This window comes from Streptomyces sp. NBC_00859 (assembly GCF_045161865.1).
Lineage (GTDB): Bacteria > Actinomycetota > Actinomycetes > Streptomycetales > Streptomycetaceae > Streptomyces.
Genome location: NZ_CP108826.1, coordinates 2,252,610 through 2,268,053 on the forward strand (window position 1 = coordinate 2,252,610; position 15,444 = coordinate 2,268,053).

Genomic DNA, 15,444 nt, shown 5'->3' on the forward strand with positions numbered 1-15,444 from the left:
TCGACGCCCTGACCTGGTACGCGGTCCTCGGCCGGCGGTCCCGGTCACGCTCCGACGACCGCGAGGGCTCCCCACAGCGCGACGGTCGACACGGCCAGTGTCGCCGGTACGGTCAGCAGCCCGAGCCGGGTGAAGACGCGGAGTTCGGGCTCGTGCCCGTACTCGTTCATGATGCGGCGCCACAGCAGCGTTGCCAGCGAGCCGACGTAGGTCAGGTTCGGCCCGAGGTTGACGCCGATCAGCGCGGCGAGGACCGGTCCGGGTCCGGCGGGTCCGACGACCGGCAGCAGCGCCAGGATCGCCGGCAGGTTGTTGATGGCGTTGGACAGGACAGCGGCGACCCCCGCCACCGCGAGGAGCGCGGGCAGCGAGGCGCCGCCTGGCAGCAACTGCCCGATCGCGTCGCCGAGTCCGTTGTCGACGACTGCCTTCACCACGACGCCGAGCGCCAGGACGAAGACGCAGAAGAACGGGTTGGCATCGCGCACCAGGCCCGGCAGGGTGGTCCGTCCGCGGACCAGCGCACGGACACCGAGCACCAGGACCCCGGCGAGCGCGGCCCAGACCGGTTCGGCGCCCGCGAAGGAGGTGACCACGAAGCCGACGAGCGTCAGACCGACCACGACCATGGTGAACACCGGCGCATCGGTCCGCTCCGCGGCGTCGGGAGTGTGCGCCTCCTCGGCCAGATCGCTCGCGAAGAAACGGCGGAAGACCGCGTACTCGACCGCTACGGCGGCCAGCCACGGCACAGCCATCAGACCCGCGAACCGGGTGAACGTCAGGCCGCTCGCGGTGAACGCCAGCAGATTGGTCAGATTGGAGACCGGCAGCAGCAGGGAACCGGAATTGGCCAGGTGGGCGCAGGCGTAGACATGGGGCCGAGGCCGGGCGCCGACCCTCGCGGCTGTCGCGAAGACGACCGGGGTGAGCAGTACGACGGTGGCGTCCAGGCTGAGTACAGCGGTGACCACGGCGGCGACCACGAAGACGCCGCCGAGCAGCCTCACGGGCCGGCCACCGCAGACCCGGGCCACCAGGTCGCCGGCGGCGTCGAACAGGCCGTCGGCGGCGCAGAGCTGGGAGAGCACGAGCACCGCGGCGAGGAAGGCCACCACAGGCAGCAGGGTGCGCGTCTGGTCCCACGCATCGGACGGCGAGACAGCTCCCAGGAGCACGACCAGCGCTGCCGCGGGCACCGCGGCCACCGCCTCCGGGCGGCCCTGGGGACGGGCCACAGCGAAGGCGAGCACGCCCAGGAGCAGCGCTACGGAGAGGATCTCGGCGGGGACGGTGTTCAGGGCGTGCTCCGTGGTGCAAGCGGGACGGGGCCGCTCCCCGGAACTCCGTGGCTTCCGCCGTCGGGGGGATGTGGGGCACAGGTCTGGCCTGTGCCCCACATCCCCCCGACATCCGCGGAGCGGGGTCCGGGGCGCGGCCCCGTGCGACGGTGCGTGAGTGGATCAGCCTTCGGCGCCGAGCTTCTCCAGGATCAGCTCGCGGACCCGCGCCGCGTCCGCCTGCCCCCGAGTGGCCTTCATGACCGCGCCGACGAGTGCACCGGCGGCGGCGACCTTGCCACTGCGGATCTTGTCGGCGATGGCCGCGTTGCCCGCGATGGCCTCGTCCACGGCGGCGCCGAGCGCCCCGTCGTCCGAGACGACCTTCAGACCGCGCTTCTCGACGACATCGTCCGGTCCGCCCTCACCGGCGAGCACGCCGTCGATGACCTGGCGGGCCAGCTTGTCGTTGAGGTCGCCCGCCGCGACAAGCGCCGCGACCCGTGCGACCTGCTCGGGCGTGATCGGCAGCGCGGCGAGATCGCGGCCGGTCTCATTGGCGTTACGGGCCAGTTCGCCCATCCACCATTTGCGGGCCTGGTCGGACGGGGCGCCCGCGTCGATCGTGGCCAGGATCGGGCCGAGCGCACCGGCGTTGAGGATCGACTGCATGTCGAACTCGGAGACGCCCCACTCCTCGCGCAGCCGGTTGCGGCGCACGCGCGGCAGCTCGGGCAGCGCGCCCCGCAGCTCTTCGACCCAGTCGCGCGCGGGCGCGACGGGGACCAGGTCGGGCTCCGGGAAGTACCGGTAGTCCTCGGCGTTGTCCTTGATGCGGCCGGCCGTTGTTGAGCCGTCCTCCTCGTGGAAGTGCCGGGTCTCCTGGACGATCGATCCGCCGGACGTGAGTACGGCCGCGTGCCGCTGGATCTCGTAGCGCGCGGCACGTTCGACCGAGCGCAGCGAGTTGACGTTCTTCGTCTCGGAGCGCGTCCCGAGCTTCTCGACGCCGTGGAGACGCAGCGACAGGTTGACGTCGCAGCGCATCTGGCCCATCTCCATACGGGCATCGGAGACGCCCAGGGCCTTGATCAGCTCGCGCAGCTCGGCGACGTACGCCTTGGCGACCTCGGGGGCACGCTCGCCCGCTCCCTCGATCGGCTTGGTGACGATCTCGATGAGCGGGATGCCCGCACGGTTGTAGTCGAGCAGCGAGTGGGACGCGCCGTGGATACGGCCGGTGGCACCGCCGACGTGCAGCGACTTGCCGGTGTCCTCCTCCATGTGGGCGCGCTCGATCTGCACCCGGAAGATCTCCCCGTCCTCCAGCTGGACGTCCAGATAGCCGTCGAAGGCGATCGGTTCGTCGTACTGCGAGGTCTGGAAGTTCTTCGGCATGTCCGGATAGAAGTAGTTCTTCCGGGCGAAACGGCACCACTCGGCGATCTCGCAGTTCAGTGCGAGACCGATCTTGATGGCGGACTCGACGCCGATCGCGTTGACGACCGGCAGCGAGCCGGGCAGGCCCAGACAGGTGGGGCAGGTCTGCGAGTTGGGCTCGGCGCCCAGCTCGGTCGAACAGCCGCAGAACATCTTGGTCCTGGTGCCGAGCTCGACATGGACCTCAAGGCCCATGACGGGGTCGTACGTCGCGAGGGCTTCCTCGTACGACGCGAGTTCAGTGACGGTCACGATGAGACTTTCCCTCTCAGCCCAGCAGGACGTCGTCGTCGCCCAGGCGCTTCAGTTCGCGGTAGAGGATCGCCAGTCCGGTGGCGATCGCCGCAGCCGAGATGGCGGCGTCGACCAGTCGGAGCGTGTCGTTCTCCTGGCGGGCCAGCTTGGCCTGCTTGATCACGCTGAGCGCGCCCATGGCGGTGGAGCCCAGGGACACGTAGACGCCGGTCTTGGACTTCTTGAAGTTCTTGGCCTTCTTGGTCATGGCACTCACAACGACGGAGCCTCCTCAAGCAGCGGGTGTCCCCACTTTTCCACGAAGGCGGCCTCGACGGCAGCTCCGACCTTGTACAGCCGGTCGTCCTTCATGGCTGGGGCGATGATCTGCAGGCCGACCGGCAGCCCGTCCTCGGGTGCCAGGCCGCAGGGCAGCGACATGGCGGAGTTGCCGGCCAGGTTGGTCGGGATGGTGCACAGGTCGGCGAGGTACATCGCCATCGGGTCGTCGGCGCGCTCGCCGATCGGGAAGGCGGTGGTGGGCGTGGTCGGCGAGACGATCACATCGACGCCGCCGCCGCCCTCGAACGCCTTTTCGAAGTCACGCGTGATGAGCGTGCGGACCTTCTGGGCACTGCCGTAGTACGCGTCGTAGTAGCCGGAGCTGAGCGCGTACGTGCCGAGGATGATGCGGCGCTTGACCTCGTCGCCGAATCCGGCTTCGCGGGAGAGCGCGGTGACGTCCTCGGCGGACTTCGTACCGTCGTCGCCGACCCGCAGGCCATAGCGCATGGCGTCGAAACGGGCCAGGTTGGAGCTGCACTCCGAGGGGGCGATCAGGTAGTACGCGGAGAGCGCCAGGTCGAAGGAGGGGCAGTCCAGCTCCACGATCTCGGCGCCGAGGCCCTTGAGGAGCTCGACGGACTCGTCGAAGCGCTGGAGGACCCCGGCCTGGTAGCCCTCGCCGCGGAACTGCTTGACGACCCCGACGCGCAGCCCGGCGACCGATCCGTTGCGCGCGGCTTCGACGACCGGCGGGACCGGGGCGTCGATGGAGGTCGAGTCGAGCGGGTCGTGTCCGGCGATGGCCTCGTGCAGCAGGGCGGCGTCCAGGACCGTACGGGCGCAGGGGCCTCCCTGGTCCAGGGAGGAGGAGAACGCCACCATGCCGTAGCGGGAGACCCCGCCGTAGGTCGGCTTGACGCCGACGGTGCCGGTGACGGCCGCCGGCTGGCGGATGGAACCGCCGGTGTCCGTACCGATGGCCAGCGGGGCCTCGAACGCCGCCAGCGCGGCGGCTGAGCCGCCGCCGGAGCCGCCGGGGATCCTGGTGAGGTCCCAGGGGTTGCCGGTGGGCCCGTACGCGCTGTTCTCGGTCGACGACCCCATGGCGAACTCGTCCATGTTGGTCTTGCCGAGGATGACGACGTCGGCGGCCTTGAGCCGCTTGGTGACGGTCGCGTCGTACGGCGGGATCCAGCCCTCGAGGATCTTGGAGCCGACGGTGGTCGGTACGCCCTCGGTGGTGAAGATGTCCTTCAGCGCGACGGGCACACCGGCGAGCGGTCCGAGCTTCTCGCCGTTCGCCCGCTTGGCGTCGACGGCGCGGGCCTGCGCGAGCGCGCCCTCACGGTCGACGTGCAGGAAGGCGTTGACCTTCTCGTCGACGGCCGCGATCCGGGCCAGATGCGCCTCGGTGACCTCTACGGCCGTGAGCTCGCCGGAAGCGATCTTCGCGGCGGTCTCGGCGGCGGTGAGCTTGATGATGTTGATGTCCGTCATGGGTTAGTCCTCCCCCAGGATCTGCGGCACCTTGAAACGCCGCTGCTCCTGAGCGGGGGCGCCGGAGAGGGCCTGCTCCGGGGTGAGCGACGGACGGACCTCGTCCGCGCGCATGACGTTCGTCAGCGGCAGCGGGTGGGAGGTCGGCGGTACGTCTTGGTCGGCAACCTCGGATACGCGGGCGACCGCGCCGAGAATGTCGTCGAGCTGTCCGGCGAAGTGGTCGAGCTCTTCGTCCTTCAGCTCCAGACGTGCCAGCCGTGCGAGGTGGGCGACCTCCTCGCGCGTGATGCCAGGCATGCAGCGATCCTCAGGGGTGAGTGTGTGGATTTTCGCCCAATCCTATGGGGCCGGGGGCCGCGGCCACTAAACGGTTCCACCGCGGCGGTGCACGGAGGGCGGTCCGGCGCTGCGGGACACGCCTCCGGCACCTCCGGCGGGGGCGCCACGGGCCAGGAGCGGGGCCGGGTCACGGACGCGGATCCTGCGGCGCTCCCGGCCGGCTGTGCAGGACCACCTGCCCCGAGGGCAGCTTCGCCTTCTCGGCAGCGGCCGCCGCCGCGAGCTCAGCCGGCCGCTGCCATCCCCGGGACCCCCGGGCCAGCAGCCACGCGGTCGCCTCGTGGGGCGGCATCGCCGCCGCCACCAGCCAGCCCTGCACGGCGTCGCAGCCCAGATCGCGCAGCCGCTCCCAGGTCTCGTCGTCCTCGACGCCCTCGGCCACGACGATCAGGCCGAGCGAATGGGCGAGGTCGACCGTGCAGCGAACGATCTCCGCGTCCTCGTTGTCCACCGCGAGCCTGGCCACGAACGACCGGTCGATCTTCAGCTCGCTCACCGGAAGCCGTCGCAGATGGACCAAGGACGAGTACCCCGTACCGAAGTCGTCCAACGACATCTTGACGCCGTGCGCGGTCAGTCCGGCCAGTGTGTCGGCGGCCCGCTGCGGGTCCTCCAGCAGGACGTGTTCGGTTATCTCCAGTTGGAGGGCGCCTGGCGGTACGCCGTGCCGTGCCAGCCGCGCCGCCACCGCACCGGCGAAACCGGGGGTGTGCACGTCGCGCGGCGACACGTTGACCGCTACCGGGACCTTCAGGCCCTGGAGGCGCCACTTGGCGACCTGGGCCAGGGCCGTCTCGAGGACGTACTCGGTCAGATGCGGCATCAGTCCCGACGACTCGGCGATGGCGATGAACTCGTCCGGGGGGACCCTGCCGCGCTGCGGATGCACCCAGCGGACGAGTGCCTCGAGCCCCGCCACCTGCCCGTCGAACCGGACCTTCGGCTGGTAGTGCAGCTCCACATCGCCCGCGTCGAGGGCCCGCCGCAGATCGCCGAGCAGGCCGAGCCGGTCAGGGGTGTTGCTGTCGCGCTTGGACTCGTACACCTCGACACCCGTGCGGTCCCGCTTGGCCTGGTACATCGCGACGTCCGCGCGCTGGAGCAGGCCCTCGGCGTCGAGGGCGTGGTCGGGGAAGACCGAGACACCGGCGCTGGCCTCGAGTACCAGCGTCAGCCCGTCCAGGTCCAGCGGGGAGCCCAGCTCGGCCACGAGGTGGCGCGCGATACGCATGACGCTCGTTGCCGAATCGGCCACCGGCAGCAGTACGGCGAACTCGTCGCCGCCGAGGCGTGCGACCTCCGCGCCGCGCGGCAGCGCGAACCGCAGCCGCTCCGCTATCTGCAACAGCAGCCGGTCGCCCGCGAGATGTCCCAGCGTGTCATTGACCGAGCGGAACCGGTCGAGGTCGATCAGGACCAGGGACGACCTGAATCCGCCGTTCTCGGCCTCCGCCAGCGCCGCCCAGGTCCGCTCCAGCAGCCACTGGCGGTTGGGGAGCCCGGTCAGCGGGTCACGCAGCTGCTCCTCCGCACGGGCTCTGGCGATCCACAGCGTCGAGTCCAGTGCGATCAGCGGGACCGAGAACAGCGGCAGCAGCAGCGGCTGTGACATGGCGACCACGCAGATCAGCGGGGCGATCCCGAGCAGCGCAACGCCGACGAGGCCCTGTCTGACCAATGCCGTGCGGGCGACGGTCGGCAGCCCGCGGTTGCCCGGCGGCTGCGCGGACCAGAGCAGGAACCGCGCCACGGCCAGATAGGCGACGGCCGCCATCACGATCTCCAGCGCGGAGCCGATCCCCCAGTCGAGTGGCCGCCAGGGGTGCTCGACCGCCGGGGTCTCACCGAACGCGGCGAGAACGAGGGCGGCTGCGCCGATGCCGAGGACGTCGGAGGCGCCGTGCAGCAGTCCCTGGCGCCAGCGATGACTGCGGGCGGCCCCCACGAGGACAACCACGGCCAGGCTGACCAGCACCGCCGGTACCCAGCCGTACAGCAGCAGGACGGCAAGCGTGAGGGCGGCACCGGATCCGGTGCCGCCCCACCAGCGGTCGCGGCCGAGCGCGACAAGATGGCCGACGATGATGCCTGTCAGCACAGCGAGCGCCCAGCCTGCCGTGCCGTCCGGGAACAGTGCTCGGCCGTCCCTGATGTCGCCTAACAAGCCGGTCAGCAGGACGACTGCGGCCAGCCCCACGACGAACGGGAAAGCGGGCAGCCTCGCCACGGATTGAGCGAGCTGTGCGACACCGCGCACCCGCAGCCCCGGATCGGCGCTCTCGGTCGGTTTCATGCCCGTCCCTCTCACAGCCGGCAGTGCCCATGCCACGTCGTGCTGGCCCGCTGTCATGCCGTCACGGCTCATATCTTGTCCCGGACTCGGGAAGAAACTCCAGAGGAAAGAATCTCCAGGAGACCGGGGCAGGCCCCTTGCAGCCGTGCGGGACGGGCGCACCCTTCAACAGTAGGCCGCAGAGGGCTCCAACGGGCAGCGCTCTGCAGGTCTTGCCCGAATGCAACCCGACCGTCCCGATGCATCTGCTATGGGCCGAACGGGTGAGCTTGCCCCGCCTCCCGCTGCCGCTCCCCCGCTACTCCTCGACGGGTACCGCCGCCTCGCGGGCCGCGTCAGGACCCTGTTCGAGCAGGACGGCGAAGCCCTCCTCGTCCAGTACGGGGACCTTCAGCTGCATCGCTTTGTCGTACTTCGAACCGGGGCTCTCTCCGACCACAACGAACGCCGTCTTCTTCGAAACCGACCCCGTCACCTTCGCGCCGAGGCTCTGGAGCGCTTCTTTCGCGCCATCCCGCGTGTGGTGTTCCAGAGTCCCGGTGACGACCACGGTCAGCCCGTCCAGCGGTCGGGGGCCTCTGTCCTCACCGGCGCCCTCGTCCTCCATACGGACCCCGGCCGCCTGCCACTTGCGGAGGATCTCGCGGTGCCAGTCCTCTTCGAACCACTGCTTGACCGAGGCCGCGATGATCGCGCCGACGCCCTCCACGGCCGCCAGCTCATCCCCCGTGGCCTGCTCGATCCGCTCGATCGAACGGAACTCACGAGCCAGCGCCTCCGCCGCCACCGGGCCCACATGACGGATCGAAAGGCCGGTGATGATCCGAGCGAGCGGACGCTCCTTCGCCGCAGCGATGTTCTCCAGCATGGCCAGTGCGTTCTTCCTGGGCTCACCCTGTTGGTTGGCGAAGACCGTGACGATCTTCTCCTCGCCGGTCTTCGGGTCCCGTTTGGGGAGTCCGCTGTCCTGGTCGAGGACATACGCCTTGATCGGCAGCAACTGCTCGATGGTGAGGTCGAAAAGGTCGCTCTCGTCCCTGAGCGGCGGCTCGGCGGGCTCCAGCGGCTGGGTCAGCGCGGCCGCTGCGACATAGCCGAAATTCTCGATGTCCAGCGACTTGCGGCTGCCCAGATAGAAGAGCCGCTCACGCAACTGGGCAGGACAGGAACGCGCGTTGGGGCAGCGGAGGTCGATATCCGCCTCCTTCATGGCCCGCAGCGCCGTACCGCACTCGGGGCATTCGGCCGGCATCACGAACTCCCGCTCGCTGCCGTCCCTCAAATCCACTACGGGGCCCAGGATCTCGGGGATGACATCGCCAGCCTTGCGCAGCACCACGGTGTCGCCGATGAGCACCCCCTTGGCCTTCACCACGTCCTGGTTGTGCAGCGTCGCGAACTCGACTTCGGACCCGGCCACGGTGACCGGCTCCACCTGCGCGTACGGCGTGACTCTGCCTGTGCGCCCCACGCCGACCCTGATGTTGACCAGTCTCGTGTTGACCTCCTCCGGCGCGTACTTCCAGGCGATGGCCCAGCGCGGCGCCCGCGAGGTGGAGCCGAGCCGCCCCTGGAGCGGGATCTCGTCGAGTTTGATGACGACCCCGTCGATCTCGTGCTCCACCGAGTGGCGGTTCTCGCCGAAGTACGCGATGAACTCCCTGACGCCCGCCAGATCGTCGACCACCTTGTTGTGCTTGGCGGTGGGCAGGCCCCACTCGTGCAGCAGCTCGTACGCATGCGACAGACAGTCGATGTCGAAGCCCTCACGGGCCCCGATGCCGTGTACGACCATGTGCAGCGGGCGGGTCGCTGTGACCTTCGGGTCCTTCTGGCGCAGCGAACCGGCCGCCGCGTTGCGCGGGTTGGCGAATGGCTTGTCGCCCGCTTCCACCAGCCGTGCGTTGAGCCCTTCGAAGGCCTCCATGGGGAAGTACACCTCACCACGGATCTCGACGAGCTCCGGGATCCGCTCGCCGTGCAGCCGGTGCGGGATGTCCGTGATCGTCAGCACGTTGGGGGTGATGTCCTCGCCGGTCCGGCCGTCGCCCCGGGTGGCGGCGCGGACCAGTCTGCCGTGCTCGTAGGTGAGGTTGACGGCCAGACCGTCGACCTTGAGCTCGCACAGGAAGTGGTAACCGGGCGAGCCGACGTCGCGCGCCACCCGGTCGGCCCAGGCGGCCAGTTCCTCGTCGTCGAAGGCGTTGTCCAGCGACTGCATCCGGTCGCGGTGCTGCACGGACGTGAACTCCGTCTCGTACGCCCCGGCGACCTTCTGGGTCGGCGAATCCGGAGTGCGCAGCTCCGGATACTGCTCCTCCAGGGCCTCCAGCGCTCGCAGCTGCGTGTCGAACTCGGCATCGCTGACGACCGGCTGGTCCTTCACGTAGTACCGGAAGCGGTGCTCTTCGATCTGCTCGGCCAGCTGAGCGTGGCTCTCCCGTGCCTCCGCAGGCACCGCACCTTGCTGTTCGACAGCCACCGTCTCGTCCTCCCGTTGATGAAAGCGATCCCGCTACTCAGGGTTGTCAGCGAGTGACCTCGCCGCGCGGGCGCAGTGTGCGAGCGCCGCACGGGCGTAGTCGGGTGAAGCGCCCGCGAGCCCGCATGCCGGGGTGAGCACCAGAGACTCGGCGAGAGTCCCCGGATTCAGCCCCAGCCTGCGCCACAGCGTTCTGACACCCATGACGCTACCGGCAGGGTCCGACAATGCGGTGTCAGTGCCGGGCACCACACCGGCGAAGAGCTGGGTACCGCCTTCCACGGCCTCTCCGATCGCCTCTTCATCACGCTCGGTGAGGAGACTGAAATCGAACGAGATGCCGGCCGCACCGGCCCGCCGCAACAGGCCGAACGGCACATCGGGGGCGCACGAATGCACGATCACGGGCCCGTCACTGACCGCCATGACGTCCCGCAGGACGCCTTCGATGACCTGTCGGTCCACGGCCCGGTGCGTCCGGTAACCGCTGGCAGTCCTGATCTGCCCGCGCAGTACGGAGATGAGTGACGGCTCGTCGAGCTGGAGCACCACCTGCGCGCCGGGTACCCGCCGCCGCACGTCGGCCAGGTGTCCGCGCAGCCCCTCGGCGAGTGAGGCGGCGAGGTCCCGGCACGCCCCGGGGTCTCCGAGCGCGGCCTCCCCGCCCCGCAGTTCGAGCCCGGCGGCCAAGGTCCAGGGGCCCACCGCCTGTACCTTGAGCGGTCCTTCGTACCCCTGCGTGAACTCCTCCAGCGAGTCGAGGTCCTCACCGAGCCAGGAGCGGGCCCGCCTGGTGTCGCGTCCGGGCCGGTCGCTCACCCGCCAGCCACTGGGCTCCACATGCGCGTACATCTCGACGAGCATCCCGGTGGTGCGTCCCAGCATGTCGGCGCCGGGGCCGCGCGCGGGCAGCTCCGGAAGACAAGGGAAGCCCTCGAAGGACCCGACCACGGTTTTCGCGCTCTCGCGCGCGTCACCGCCGGGCATGGACCCGATCGCGGTGGCAGGACCCCAGCTGAACTTGCTCTTCTCGCTCACCCCCGAAGCGTACGAGAGTGCCGGGGCGGAACCGGGCCGGGCCGGGCGGTGTATGTATCAGTGACTACCATCGGGTACGCGTTCAAGGGGGAGATCGATGAAGGACCGGCTGGACGGCTGGACATGGGATTCCGGCGACGATGACACGGAGGCCGTTCCAGGTCCCCCGGCGCGGGCGTGGTACGCCGTTCCGCGCCTGCAGCGGACCCCCGCCCAGTCGGCGCGTGCGGCGGGCGCCTGGATCCGGGCGAGGTGGATCAAGCTGGCGACTGTCGTGACGGTGCTGGCCCTCTCGATCGGCAGCTGGCAGACGTATCACTACCTCACGCGCTTCCACGAGCAGATGAGTGGCCCGCACGGCGGTTTCCCCGCCGCCCTCGGCACCGCTGCACCGGAGCGGCCGGGCACGGTGCTGGCGAGTGGGGATGGCCCTGCGAGGGTCGTCGGGGGGCTGGCCCTGCACGAGCAGTCCAGCGGCATCATGGCTTCAAACGTCCGTACCGGCCGGAGCTACTGGCATTACGGGCGCGAGAAGAGCGCTCTGATAGACGATTCGGTCGTCGGCGACGCCGTCGTCCTCTGGTACGACGACGGGCTCACGGTCTCGGTGGACCTGCGAAGCGGGAAGCCTCGCTGGCACACGAAGGTGGCAGGGGCGCCCCGCGGGGAATCCGGGAGCCAGGTCTGGCGGGCGGGGAACGACACCGTGATCCTCAACCAGGGGCTCCGGCTGACCGCTCTGTCGGCACACAAGGGAAAGCAGCTCTGGTCCATCGCTCCGCCCAAGGGGTGCAAGAGCTGGGACAGTCGGCCGCCGGTCGATCTGCTGGGGTCCGAGGCATTCGACGCCGCCCACTGCGCCGTGCCGGGGGGAAACGACCAGGTTCTTTACGGGATCGATGCCGCCCGTGGCACGGCCCTCTGGCACGTCCAGGAACAGTTCATGGGATACGGACGTCTCGGAGACCACACGCTTGTCTCCGAGGGGTTGCGCGACTCGCTCGTCACGGTGGACGTATCAGGCACACGGCCCCTGACGCACACCACCAAGCTCTCGCACGAGGAAGGTCTGCGCGGCCTCAGCGACGGGATGGTCCTCCTCGGCCCCGACGACACCTCGCTGACGGCGCGACAGGTCAGCAACGACGGCAGCAGCAAAGCCCTCTGGACCGTGAAGGCGGGCAAGGGACGCGAGCTGGGCATATCCCGGATTGCCGACGGCCGGGTGTACATACCGGAGTACCGGCCGCGGACGAAACCGCGGCAGCACATCGCCCCGGGCCTGGGCCAGCTACTCGTACTGGACGCGCGGACCGGTCACGAGCTGCACCGGACTACGTTGCCCACGTCCCTCTACGAGAATGCGTACGGTGCCGAACCCGGCACGATGACTGTGCTCAGCGCGGGCTACGGCGTGGTCAGGATCGGGTGGAGCGGTTTCCTGTCCCCCTCCTCCACGGAGCAAGTCATCCTGGCCGACTAGGGCCCGGCCGGGCCCTAGTCGAGAGGCGAGCCCGGTCCGACCGGCCCGGACACCTGCTCGCGGGGCCCCGCACCGGTCAGCGCGCCGGACGTCCGCGCATCCGCGCTCAGTGCCCCGCCCGCACCGTCACATCGTTGATCTCCGCATCGCGCGGGAGGTCCAGGGCCGTCAGGATGGTGGTGGCCACCGATTCGGGGTCGATCAGACCCTCCGGGCGGTACTCCTTGCCCTCCTGCGAGTGGATCTTGGCTTGCATGGGGCTAGCCGTGCGCCCCGGGTATACGGACGTGACCCGGACGCCGTTCTCACGCTCCTCCTCACGCAGAGCGTCGGCCACGGCCTTGAGACCGTGTTTGGCGGCGGCGTACGCGCCCCACTCCGCATGGGCGTTGAGACCGGCACCGGAGTTGACGAATACGACCTGGCCTCGGCTGCTGCGCAGCTGCGGCAGCATCAGCCGGGTCAGTTCGGCAGGCGCGATGAGATTGGTGTTGAGCTGCTGGTGCCAGGTCGGGGGACGGAGTTCGCCGATGGGAGAGAGGTCGGCGATACCCGCGATGTGCAGCAGCGAGTCAACCTGTTCCGGCATCGGCTGCTTGCCGAGCGCCCAGGAGATGCGGTCGGGATTCGCCAGGTCGGCGACCAGCGTTTCCGCGCCGGGGAAGTGCCCCCTGAGCTCCTTTCCGCGCCCGGCGTCCCGCGCCACGATGACGAGGTGATCGCCGCGCTCATGAAGGCGGCGCGCGACAGCCGCGCCGATACCGGAACCAGCGCCAGTGATCACATGTGTAGCCATGGGCACCATCGTCGCACTACTGGACGCCCCGCGACTCCTCCAGGTAGGCCAGCGCCGCCAATCCGTCCTCAGCGAAGAACACCAGGTCAGTGAGGGGAACGGGCAGGAAGCCCTCGTCCTCCATCCGCTGGAACTGCTGCTTCAGGCCGTCGTAGAAACCGGCCGTGTTGAGCAGTACGACGGGCATGGTGGTCTTGCCGTGCTTCTTCAGCTCAAGGATCTCGGTGGCCTCGTCCAGAGTCCCGGTGCCACCGACCATGATCACCACAGCGTCGGCCTTGGCGAGCAGAAGCGCCTTGCGCTCGGCAAGATCGGAGGCGATCACCATCTCGTCCGCGTTGGTGCGGGCCCTGGCGGCCAGAAAGTCCACGGACACTCCGACGAGCCGCCCCCCTGCCTCCTGCACCCCGTCGGCGACGACCTTCATGAGGCCGCTCTCCGAGCCTCCCCAGACCAGCGTGTGGCCGCCCTTGCCGAGCAGTTCGGCGAATTCCCGGGCGGGGCGTGTGTAGTGCTCATCGAGGTCGGCTGCGGAGAGGAAGACACAGATATTCATGCGTTCACGGTACGGGGAAGAAGCGGGCCCCTCCAGGCGCTGAACCGGGTATGACTACTGGACACCGCATCACCGTCGAGCAGGGCACCGACCACGTAAGGGTTGTCCGCGAGGGCCAGATCCTGGCGGAGAGCCGCCGCCCCCTGCTGCTGCACGAGACGGGGCTGCCGGTGCGCTACTACCTCCCGCCGGAGGACGTACGCACCGAGTTGCTGACCGCGTCGGACACGCACACGCACTGCCCCTTCAAGGGCGACGCGTCCTACTGGTCGCTGCCTGACGCGACCGATCTCGTCTGGGCCTACCCGGAGCCGCTGGCCCGAGTCGCAGAGATCAAGGACCACTTCTGCTTCTACGACACCGAAGTGGTCTGAGACCGCAATGTCCCGGACCACGGGGGCTGGGCTCAGACCGCGCACAACCCGGACGGCCCGACACGCACCACCACCCGGGTCCGCCCGACCTGAGACCGCGCCGCCTCGGACAGCGTGACCTGAGACCGCGCCGCCTCGGACAGCGTGACCTGAGACCGCGGCGGCCTTCAGACAGCGTGACCCGAGACCGCGGCGGCCCTCTCGGGCGGTGCGGTCCTGGCCGCCCGGTCCGTCGTGGCGATGGTCGCCGAGCCGACCACACGTGTGCCGTCGTAGAGCACGATCGCCTGACCGGGCGCCACGCCCCTGACCGGCTCGTCAAAGGCCACCCTGAGCTCGCCGCCGACCAGCTCGGCCGTCGCCGGCGTCTCGCCGCCGTGCGCGCGCAGCTGGGCGGTGTACGTCCCTGGGCCGGTCGGGGCGTTCCCGCACCAGCGGGGCTTGATCGCGGTCAGCGCGGTGACGTCCAGTGCTTCCACCGGTCCGACCGTCACTGTGTTGGCCACCGGGGAGATGTCGAGCACGTAGCGCGGTTTGCCGTCCGGGGCGGGGTGACCGATGCGCAGGCCCTTGCGCTGGCCGATCGTGAACCCGAAAGCACCGTCGTGGTCGCCCACCTTGGTACCGGACTCGTCGACGATGTCGCCCTCCGCCTTGCCGCCGAGCCGGGAGGCGAGGAAGCCCTGGGTGTCACCGTCCGCGATGAAGCAGATGTCATGGCTGTCGGGCTTCTTCGCGACGGCGAGGCCCCGCCGCTCAGCCTCGGCGCGGATCTCGTCCTTGGTGGTCAGGGTGTCCCCCAGCGGGAACATGGCGTGTGCGAGCTGGCGCTCGTCGAGCACCCCGAGTACGTACGACTGGTCCTTGGCCATGTCGGAGGCCCGGTGCATCTCGCGTGATCCGTCCTCGTTGAGGACGACCGTCGCGTAGTGACCGGTGCAGACGGCATCGAAGCCGAGAGCCAGCGCCTTGTCGAGCAGCGCCGCGAACTTGATCTTCTCGTTGCAGCGCAGACAGGGGTTGGGGGTGCGGCCGGCCTCGTACTCCGCGACGAAGTCGTCGACGACGTCCTCACGGAACCGTTCGGCCAGGTCCCAGACGTAGAAGGGGATACCGATGACATCCGCCGCACGCCGGGCGTCGCGGGAGTCCTCGATCGTGCAGCAGCCCCGCGCTCCGGTACGGAACGACTGCGGATTGGCGGAGAGCGCCAGGTGCACGCCGGTCACGTCGTGTCCGGCCTCGGCGGCACGGGCGGCGGCCACGGCGGAGTCCACGCCGCCGGACATCGCGGCCAGTACCCGGAGGGGTCGGGGGCGGGGGCTCTGGGGTGTCTGAGTCATA

13 protein-coding genes are annotated in these 15,444 nt (G+C 69.7%); 2 read left to right on the plus strand and 11 right to left on the minus strand.

The features are described 5' to 3' along the window. Nucleotides 1–44 precede the first annotated feature (44 nt). The 8 genes from OG584_RS09315 to OG584_RS09350 form a co-directional block, all read right to left on the minus strand. Nucleotides 45–1,301, minus strand: a complete 1,257-nt coding sequence (locus OG584_RS09315; RefSeq protein WP_405783953.1) for an SLC13 family permease — start codon at nucleotides 1,299–1,301, stop codon at nucleotides 45–47. Nucleotides 1,302–1,463: 162 nt separating this feature from the next. Beyond that, a complete protein-coding gene (gene gatB, locus OG584_RS09320) occupies nucleotides 1,464–2,972 on the minus strand; it encodes an Asp-tRNA(Asn)/Glu-tRNA(Gln) amidotransferase subunit GatB (protein WP_405776902.1) in 1,509 nt (502 codons plus the stop codon). A gap of 16 nt (nucleotides 2,973–2,988) precedes the next feature. Then, on the minus strand, nucleotides 2,989–3,222 hold the full coding sequence (locus OG584_RS09325; RefSeq protein ID WP_405783954.1) for a hypothetical protein: 234 nt from the start codon (nucleotides 3,220–3,222) through the stop codon (nucleotides 2,989–2,991). Nucleotides 3,223–3,227: 5 nt separating this feature from the next. Then, nucleotides 3,228–4,736 carry an Asp-tRNA(Asn)/Glu-tRNA(Gln) amidotransferase subunit GatA gene (gatA, locus tag OG584_RS09330; RefSeq protein ID WP_405776904.1) on the minus strand — a complete coding sequence of 503 codons (1,509 nt, stop codon included), beginning with the start codon at nucleotides 4,734–4,736 and terminating at the stop codon, nucleotides 3,228–3,230. 3 nt (nucleotides 4,737–4,739) lie between these two features. After that, complete coding sequence (gatC, locus tag OG584_RS09335) at nucleotides 4,740–5,036, minus strand: Asp-tRNA(Asn)/Glu-tRNA(Gln) amidotransferase subunit GatC (protein ID WP_266852761.1); 297 nt, start codon at nucleotides 5,034–5,036, stop codon at nucleotides 4,740–4,742. Nucleotides 5,037–5,205: 169 nt separating this feature from the next. Continuing rightward, nucleotides 5,206–7,371, minus strand: coding sequence for a putative bifunctional diguanylate cyclase/phosphodiesterase (locus OG584_RS09340; protein ID WP_405776906.1), 2,166 nt, complete (start codon nucleotides 7,369–7,371; stop codon nucleotides 5,206–5,208). A 298-nt stretch (nucleotides 7,372–7,669) separates the two neighbouring features. Next, nucleotides 7,670–9,853, minus strand: a complete 2,184-nt coding sequence (gene ligA / locus OG584_RS09345) for an NAD-dependent DNA ligase LigA (RefSeq protein ID WP_405776908.1) — start codon at nucleotides 9,851–9,853, stop codon at nucleotides 7,670–7,672. Nucleotides 9,854–9,886: 33 nt separating this feature from the next. Beyond that, nucleotides 9,887–10,891, minus strand: a complete 1,005-nt coding sequence (locus OG584_RS09350; protein WP_405776910.1) for a methionine synthase — start codon at nucleotides 10,889–10,891, stop codon at nucleotides 9,887–9,889. 97 nt (nucleotides 10,892–10,988) lie between these two features. Here OG584_RS09350 and OG584_RS09355 point away from each other — a divergent pair, with 97 nt between their 5' ends. Further along, complete coding sequence (locus OG584_RS09355) at nucleotides 10,989–12,374, plus strand: PQQ-binding-like beta-propeller repeat protein (protein WP_405776912.1); 1,386 nt, start codon at nucleotides 10,989–10,991, stop codon at nucleotides 12,372–12,374. A gap of 106 nt (nucleotides 12,375–12,480) precedes the next feature. Here OG584_RS09355 and OG584_RS09360 read toward each other — a convergent pair whose 3' ends face one another. Both OG584_RS09360 and OG584_RS09365 read right to left on the minus strand, forming a co-directional pair. Continuing rightward, the gene (locus OG584_RS09360) at nucleotides 12,481–13,179 is read right to left on the minus strand and encodes an SDR family oxidoreductase (RefSeq protein WP_405776914.1); all 699 of its coding nucleotides are present in this window, start codon (nucleotides 13,177–13,179) and stop codon (nucleotides 12,481–12,483) included. Between the two features lie 7 nt (nucleotides 13,180–13,186). Continuing rightward, nucleotides 13,187–13,726 carry a TIGR00730 family Rossman fold protein gene (locus tag OG584_RS09365; RefSeq protein ID WP_405776916.1) on the minus strand — a complete coding sequence of 180 codons (540 nt, stop codon included), beginning with the start codon at nucleotides 13,724–13,726 and terminating at the stop codon, nucleotides 13,187–13,189. A 50-nt stretch (nucleotides 13,727–13,776) separates the two neighbouring features. Here OG584_RS09365 and OG584_RS09370 point away from each other — a divergent pair, with 50 nt between their 5' ends. Continuing rightward, entirely contained in the window at nucleotides 13,777–14,100 is a 324-nt protein-coding gene (locus OG584_RS09370) for a DUF427 domain-containing protein (protein ID WP_405776918.1), read from the plus strand. 167 nt (nucleotides 14,101–14,267) lie between these two features. On the opposite strand, the gene mnmA is transcribed toward OG584_RS09370, so the two are convergent. Continuing rightward, nucleotides 14,268–15,443, minus strand: coding sequence for a tRNA 2-thiouridine(34) synthase MnmA (gene mnmA / locus OG584_RS09375; protein WP_405776920.1), 1,176 nt, complete (start codon nucleotides 15,441–15,443; stop codon nucleotides 14,268–14,270). Nucleotide 15,444: the final 1 nt, after the last annotated feature.

Bases quoted from the DNA above. Each gene is read 5' to 3' on its own strand.
- gatC (WP_266852761.1), bottom strand. From the start codon at position 5,036: ATGCCTGGCATCACGCGCGAGGAGGTCGCCCACCTCGCACGGCTGGCA.
- OG584_RS09370 (WP_405776918.1), top strand. From the start codon at position 13,777: ATGACTACTGGACACCGCATCACCGTCGAGCAGGGCACCGACCACGTA.
- mnmA (WP_405776920.1), bottom strand. From the start codon at position 15,443: ATGACTCAGACACCCCAGAGCCCCCGCCCCCGACCCCTCCGGGTACTG.
- OG584_RS09325 (WP_405783954.1), bottom strand. From the start codon at position 3,222: ATGACCAAGAAGGCCAAGAACTTCAAGAAGTCCAAGACCGGCGTCTAC.
- OG584_RS09360 (WP_405776914.1), bottom strand. From the start codon at position 13,179: ATGGTGCCCATGGCTACACATGTGATCACTGGCGCTGGTTCCGGTATC.
- gatA (WP_405776904.1), bottom strand. From the start codon at position 4,736: ATGACGGACATCAACATCATCAAGCTCACCGCCGCCGAGACCGCCGCG.
- OG584_RS09365 (WP_405776916.1), bottom strand. From the start codon at position 13,726: ATGAATATCTGTGTCTTCCTCTCCGCAGCCGACCTCGATGAGCACTAC.
- OG584_RS09355 (WP_405776912.1), top strand. From the start codon at position 10,989: ATGAAGGACCGGCTGGACGGCTGGACATGGGATTCCGGCGACGATGAC.
- OG584_RS09340 (WP_405776906.1), bottom strand. From the start codon at position 7,371: ATGAAACCGACCGAGAGCGCCGATCCGGGGCTGCGGGTGCGCGGTGTC.